The organism is Streptomyces sp. Act143 (genome assembly GCF_003143935.1).
GTDB lineage: Bacteria > Actinomycetota > Actinomycetes > Streptomycetales > Streptomycetaceae > Streptomyces.
This window is the reverse complement of the sequence record NZ_QFRX01000001.1, coordinates 8,637,428-8,644,242: the sequence shown is the minus strand read 5'-3', so window position 1 is coordinate 8,644,242 and position 6,815 is coordinate 8,637,428. Positions and strand designations below refer to the sequence as shown.

At 70.1% G+C, this 6,815-nt stretch carries 5 protein-coding genes; 4 read left to right on the top strand and 1 reads right to left on the bottom strand.

The annotated features are described in order from the left end of the window. On the bottom strand, positions 1-1,059 hold a 1,059-nt coding region (locus DI272_RS39500), incomplete at its 3' end, for a homocysteine S-methyltransferase family protein (protein ID WP_181387464.1). Between the two features lie 307 nt (positions 1,060-1,366). Between DI272_RS39500 and DI272_RS39495 the strand changes: the two genes are divergently transcribed. From DI272_RS39495 to DI272_RS39480, 4 genes are all read left to right on the top strand, one after another. Then, positions 1,367-2,131: an IclR family transcriptional regulator gene (locus DI272_RS39495; RefSeq protein WP_109499973.1), complete on the top strand. Its 765-nt coding sequence runs from the start codon at positions 1,367-1,369 to the stop codon at positions 2,129-2,131. Positions 2,132-2,488: 357 nt separating this feature from the next. Further along, positions 2,489-3,289: an MIP/aquaporin family protein gene (locus DI272_RS39490; protein WP_109499972.1), complete on the top strand. Its 801-nt coding sequence runs from the start codon at positions 2,489-2,491 to the stop codon at positions 3,287-3,289. Positions 3,290-3,414: 125 nt separating this feature from the next. Then, a complete protein-coding gene (gene glpK / locus DI272_RS39485) occupies positions 3,415-4,953 on the top strand; it encodes a glycerol kinase GlpK (RefSeq protein WP_109499971.1) in 1,539 nt (512 codons plus the stop codon). 45 nt (positions 4,954-4,998) lie between these two features. Continuing rightward, positions 4,999-6,615: a glycerol-3-phosphate dehydrogenase/oxidase gene (locus tag DI272_RS39480; RefSeq protein ID WP_109499970.1), complete on the top strand. Its 1,617-nt coding sequence runs from the start codon at positions 4,999-5,001 to the stop codon at positions 6,613-6,615. Positions 6,616-6,815: the final 200 nt, after the last annotated feature.

The following is a 6,815-nucleotide window of genomic DNA, read 5'->3' as shown; positions in this document are numbered from 1 at the left end:
GATCGCCAGATAGGACGTGTCCTGACGGAACGGCACCGTCTGATACAGCGAAGCCGCCCCGGGCTCGGGCCGGGGGTGGCGCTCGGCGGGGGTGAGGTCGCGGACGCGTTCGACGACCTGGCGCAGGTGCTCGGGGGTGGTGCCGCAGCAGCCGCCGATGAGGCTCAGGCCGTAGTCGCGGACGAAGTTCTCCTGCGCGTCCGCCAGGCCCTCGGGGTCGAGGGGGAAGTGGGCGCCGTCCTTGGTGAGGATGGGCAGGCCGGCGTTCGGCATGCACAGCAGCGGGATGCGGGAGTGCCGGGTGAGGTAGCGCAGGTGCTCGCTCATCTCGGCGGGGCCGGTGGAGCAGTTCAGGCCGATCATGTCGATGCCGAGCGGCTCCAGCGCGGTCAGCGCGGCGCCGATCTCCGAGCCGAGCAGCATGGTGCCGGTGGTCTCGAAGGCCATGGAGACCACGAGGGGCACGTCGGCGCCGGTTGCCGCCATGGCGCGGCGAGCCCCGAGGACGGAGGCCTTGGTCTGGAGCAGGTCCTGGGTGGTCTCGACGATCAGGGCGTCGGCGCCGCCGGCGAGCAGCCCCTCGACGTTGGCCTGGTAGCCGTCGCGGATGGTGGCGTAGTCGATGTGGCCGAGGGTGGGCAGCTTGGTGCCGGGGCCGACGGAGCCCAGGACCCAGCGCTGGCGGCCGTCGCGGGCGGTGTGGTCGTCGGCGGCCTCGCGGGCGATGCGGGCGCCGGCCTCGGACAGCTCGTGGACCCGGTCGGCGATGTCGTACTCGGAGGCGGCCGTGTAATTGGACCCGAAGGTGTTGGTCTCGACGCAGTCGACGCCCACCGCGAAGTACGCGTCGTGGACGGAGCGGACGATGTCCGGGCGGGTCACGTTGAGGATCTCGTTACAGCCTTCGAGGTTCTCGAAGTCCTCGAGCGTGGGGTCCTGGGCCTGCAGCATGGTGCCCATGGCTCCGTCGGCGACCACCACACGGGTGGCGAGCGCCTCGCGGAGCGCGGACACGCGGGTCCGGCTGTCGGCGGAAGGGGACGGTGGCAACGAGGCCATGAAAGGGCTCCCTTTGGGTGCGACGGCTGTCGGCTTTGCGCCCTTCCGCGGGACCTCCCGCGGTGGACGCACGCCGCCAGGGTAGCCGGGACCGGAGCCGGATGGTCAGGGCGTCCACGGGGCGGACGAGGATGACGGGCAGGTCACCAGCGGGATACGAGTGACGTAAGACTGCGCGTCGAGTGGCGCAAACGTGTCGCCCAACCATTGGCGGTCGGTCGGCATGGACTAGTAGTGTTCGACATTGCCGAACGGCGGCAGCGGACGTCGCGGGTCGACGGTCGAAGGGGACGGAGGCAGGACGGCGATGGCACGGAACATCCAGTCGCTCGAACGGGCGGCCGCGATGCTGCGGCTGCTCGCGGGCGGCGAGCGGCGGCTCGGCCTGTCGGACATCGCCTCGGCCCTGGGCCTCGCCAAGGGCACCGCGCACGGGATTCTGCGCACGCTCCAGCAGGAGGGCTTCGTCGAGCAGGACGACGCCTCGGGCCGCTACCAGCTGGGCGCCGAGCTGTTGCGGCTGGGCACCACCTATCTCGACGTGCACGAACTGCGGGCGCGGGCCCTGGTGTGGACCGACGACCTGGCCCGCTCCAGCGGCGAGAGCGTCTATCTCGGGGTCCTGCACCAGCAGGGCGTGCTGATCGTGCACCACGTCTTCCGGCCGGACGACAGCCGTCAAGTGCTGGAGATCGGGGCCATGCAGCCCCTGCACTCCACGGCCCTGGGCAAGGTGCTGTCGGCGTACGACCCGGTGGCGCACAGCGAGGCGATCGAGGCGGACCGCAAGCCGTTCACCGACCGCACGGTGTGCGAGCTGGAGAGTTTCGAGAACGTCCTGGACATCACGCGCGCGCGTGGCTACGCGGCGGACGTGGAGGAAACCTGGGAGGGCGTCGCGGGTGTCGCCGCCCCCATTCACGACCGGCGGCGGATGCCGGTCGGCGCGGTCGGCATCACCGGCGCCGTGGAGCGGCTGTGCCGGGACGGCGAGCTGCGGCCCGAGCTGATCGCCGCGGTACGGGACTGCGCCCGCGCGGTGTCCCGGGACCTGGGCGCCGGCCGCTTCTAGGGCCCCAGAAGCGCTGAGAACTCGGTAAGAGCCACCGGGACGCCGCGACGGCGCCCCGGACTTCGCCATACCCTGAAGTGGACATATCGGGCGAGGTGCCACAGGTGTCCCGCCTGAAGATCAATAGCCCACAGCAATCAATAACGATCGTACTTTCGATAACAGAACCCTTGACGCGCACGTAACGCCGGAGCAAGACTCCCGTCCATCGGTCGGCATTGTCGAACACCTACCGGCAATACGCGCTAGAGTGTGACAACGCCAAGGGCCGGCAACGCTCTCACCCCCGAGGGCACGCGAACCACCGGAGGGACCCGGGGTTCCGCTTTCCCTGGACGAAGGACAAAGGAGTCGCGGGTGTCCAGCTCCGACATCTTCATCGGCGAGACCATAGGTACCGCCATACTCATCCTGCTCGGCGGTGGCGTGTGCGCCGCCGTGACGCTGAAGGCCTCCAAGGCCCGTAACGCCGGCTGGCTCGCCATCACCTTCGGGTGGGGTTTCGCCGTTCTCACGGCCGTCTACACCTCCGCACCGCTGTCCGGTGCGCACCTGAACCCGGCCGTCACGCTCGCGCTCGCGATCAAGGATGACGGCATCTCCTGGAGCGACGTGCCGATCTACTGGGGCGGGCAGCTGCTCGGCGCCATGATCGGTGCGGCTCTGGTCTGGATCGCCTATTACGGCCAGTTCCACGCGCACCTCACCGACCGGGAGATCGTCGGCGGTCCGGGCGCGCAGGCCACCAAGACCAAGGCCGTCGAGGCGCAGGAGGCGGGCGCCGGCCCGGTCCTGGGCGTCTTCTCCACCGGTCCGGAGATCCGGGTCGCCTGGCAGAACGTCGCCACCGAGGTCATCGGCACCATCGTGCTGGTGCTCGCCGTCCTCACGCAGGGCCTCAACGACGGCGGCAACGGCCTGGGCACCCTGGGCGCCCTGATCACCGCCCTGGTCGTCGTCGCCATCGGTCTGTCCCTCGGCGGCCCGACCGGTTACGCCATCAACCCGGCCCGTGACCTCGGTCCGCGCATCGTGCACGCCCTCCTGCCGCTGCCCAACAAGGGCGGTTCCGACTGGGGCTACGCCTGGGTCCCGGTGGTCGGTCCCCTGATCGGCGCCGCGATCGCTGCAGGCATCTACAACGTCGCTTTCGCTTAGAAGCAGCACGCGCAAGCGAGCACGCACGCGTGGCCAGCCCCCGCAGCGAGCACGCCCGCGTGGCAAGCACTCGTAGCAAGCAGCCGTAGACAGACCGCTTATCCACGGAACCTCAGGAGCACACAGTGACCGACGCGCACACCGCCGGCCCCTTCATCGCCGCGATCGACCAGGGCACGACCTCTTCCCGCTGCATCGTCTTCGACCGCGACGGCCGTATCGTCTCCGTCGACCAGAAGGAGCACGAGCAGATCTTCCCCAAGCCGGGCTGGGTCGAGCACAACGCCACCGAGATCTGGACCAACGTCCAGGAAGTGGTCGCCGGAGCCATCGACAAGGCCGGCATCACCCGGGACGACATCAAGGCCATCGGCATCACCAACCAGCGTGAGACCACGCTGCTGTGGGACAAGAACACCGGTGAGCCCGTCCACAACGCCATCGTCTGGCAGGACACCCGCACCGACGCCCTGTGCAAGGAGCTCGGCCGCAACGTCGGCCAGGACCGCTTCCGCCGCGAGACGGGCCTCCCCCTCGCCTCGTACTTCGCCGGCCCGAAGGCCCGCTGGCTGCTGGACAACGTCGAGGGCCTGCGCGAGCGCGCCGAGGCCGGCGACATCCTCTTCGGCACCATGGACACCTGGGTCATCTGGAACCTGACGGGCGGTGTCAACGGCGGCAAGCACTACACCGACGTCACCAACGCCTCCCGCACCATGCTGATGAACCTGCACACGCTGGAGTGGGACGAGAAGATCGCCGAGTCCATCGGCGTGCCGCTGTCGATGCTCCCGGAGATCCGCTCCTCCGCCGAGGTCTACGGCGAGGTCAGCGGCGGCAAGCTCGGCGAGCTGCTCGGCGGCATCCCGGTCGCCTCGGCGCTCGGTGACCAGCAGGCGGCCCTGTTCGGGCAGACCTGTTTCGCCGAGGGCGAGGCCAAGTCGACGTACGGCACCGGCACGTTCATGCTGATGAACACCGGTGAGAAGATCATCAACTCGTACTCCGGTCTGCTCACCACCGTCGGCTACCGCATCGGCGACCAGAAGCCGGTCTACGCCCTGGAGGGCTCGATCGCGGTCACCGGTTCGCTGGTGCAGTGGATGCGGGACCAGATGGGCCTGATCTCCACCGCCGCCGAGATCGAGACGCTCGCGCTCTCCGTCGAGGACAACGGCGGCGCCTACTTCGTGCCCGCCTTCTCCGGCCTGTTCGCCCCGTACTGGCGCTCCGACGCCCGCGGTGTGATCGCCGGCCTGACCCGGTACGTCACCAAGGCGCACCTGGCCCGCGCCGTCCTGGAGGCCACCGCCTGGCAGACCCGTGAGATCACGGACGCCATGACCAAGGACTCCGGTGTCGAGCTCACCGCCCTCAAGGTCGACGGCGGCATGACCTCCAACAACCTGCTGATGCAGACCCTCTCGGACTTCCTGGACGCCCCCGTGGTGCGCCCGATGGTCGCCGAGACGACCTGCCTCGGTGCCGCCTACGCCGCCGGTCTCGCCGTCGGCTTCTGGACCAGCACCGACGACCTGCGTGCCAACTGGCGCCGGGCCGCCGAGTGGACCCCCCGCATGGACGCGGAGCACCGCGACCGTGAGTACAAGAACTGGCTCAAGGCCGTCGAGCGGACCATGGGCTGGCTCGAGGACGAGAGCTGAGGGCCTCCCCCCTTCGGCGTCTCTGATGAGGAGTAAGAACCCGATATGACCAGTCAGTCCACCCTGCAGTCCGTGCCTGCCCTCGGTACGCGCCCGGCCTCCGGCTCCAACCCGAGCCGCGCCGAGACCCGGGAGCAGCTCGCCAAGGCGTCGTACGACCTTCTCGTGATCGGCGGCGGCATCCTGGGCATCTCCACCGCCTGGCACGCCGCGCAGTCCGGCCTGAGGGTGGCTCTGGTCGACGCCGGTGACTTCGCCGGCGCCACCTCCTCCGCCTCCTCCAAGCTCCTCCACGGCGGTCTGCGCTACTTGCAGACCGGCGCGGTGAAGCTGGTGGCGGAGAACCACTTCGAGCGCCGTGCGGTCTCCCGCCAGGTGGCTCCCCACCTGGCGAACCCGCTCACGTTCTACCTCCCCGTGTACAAGGGCGGGCCGCACGGCGCGGCGAAGCTCGGGGCGGGCGTCTTCGCCTACTCCGCGCTCTCCGCCTTCGGTGACGGCGTCGGCCACCTCCTGTCCCCCGCGAAGGCGGCGCAGGACGTGCCCGAGCTGCGCACCGACAACCTCAAGGCCGTCGCCGTCTACGGTGACGACCAGATGAACGACGCCCGCATGGCGCTGATGACGGTCCGCGCGGCCGTCGAGGCGGGTGCGGTGGTCCTGAACCACGCCGAGGTGACGGGCCTGCGCTTCACCCAGGGCCGGGTCACGGGCGCCGAGCTGCGGGACCGGCTGTCGGGCGACGAGTTCGGTGTGAACGCGCGTCTCGTGCTCAACGCGACCGGCCCGTGGGTCGACCACCTGCGCAGGATGGAGGACCCGAACGCGGCCCCCTCCATCCGCCTCTCCAAGGGCGCGCACCTGGTCCTGAAGCGGACCGCGCCGTGGAAGGCCGCGCTGGCCACCCCGATCGACAAGTACCGGATCACCTTCGCCCTGCCCTGGGAGGACATGCTCCTGCTGGGTACGACCGACGAGGAGTTCGAGGGCGACCCGGCGGACGTCAAGGTCACCGAGAAGGACACCGCCCAGATCCTGGACGAGGCCGCGTTCTCCATCCGGGACCAGCAGCTCGACCGTGACCTCATCACGTACGCCTTCGCGGGTCTGCGGGTGCTGCCGGGCGGCCCCGGTGACACCGCCAAGGCCAAGCGCGAGACGGTCGTGACCGAGGGCAGGGGCGGCATGCTGTCCGTGGCGGGCGGCAAGTGGACGACGTTCCGGCACATCGGCCGTACGGTCATGAAGAAGCTGGAGGCCCTGCCGGGTCACCCGCTGGGCGACGACTTCGAACCGATCTCGTCCCTGCCGAAGAAGCTGCCGCTGCCCGGTGTCGCCAACCCGCGTGCGGTCGCGCACCGCCTGCTGGTCGACAACCCGGCCCCCGGCCCGCGCATGGCGGCCGACACGGCCAAGCACCTGGCGACGCACTACGGCTCCCTGGCGTTCGACATCGCCCGGCTGGCGAACGAGAACCCGGAGCTGGGCGAGCGCGTCCACCCCGACGCCCCCGAGATCTGGGCGCAGGTCGTCTACGCCCGGGACACCGAGTGGGCCGAGACGGCGGACGACGTGCTGCGTCGCCGTACGACGCTGACGATCCGGGGTCTGGCGACGGACGAGGTCCGGGCGAAGGTCCAGGACCTGCTCGACAAGAAGTAGCCCTCGGTCCGGCCCCACCCCTGACCGGGCGCCGGAAGCACCGGGAAACGGCCCTTACTCCCCTAGGGGCCGGCAGGCGAGAGGGGGCGGCTCCGCGCCGATGGAGCCGCCCCCTCTCCTGCGCCGTGTGGTCGCGCACCACGCTTCGTCCACCGTCCCGCGGGGTGTTCCGGCCGCCCTGACCGGGGAATTCGGCTCCC

Bases quoted from the DNA above. Each gene is read 5' to 3' on its own strand.
- DI272_RS39495 (WP_109499973.1), top strand. From the start codon at position 1,367: ATGGCACGGAACATCCAGTCGCTCGAACGGGCGGCCGCGATGCTGCGG.
- DI272_RS39480 (WP_109499970.1), top strand. From the start codon at position 4,999: ATGACCAGTCAGTCCACCCTGCAGTCCGTGCCTGCCCTCGGTACGCGC.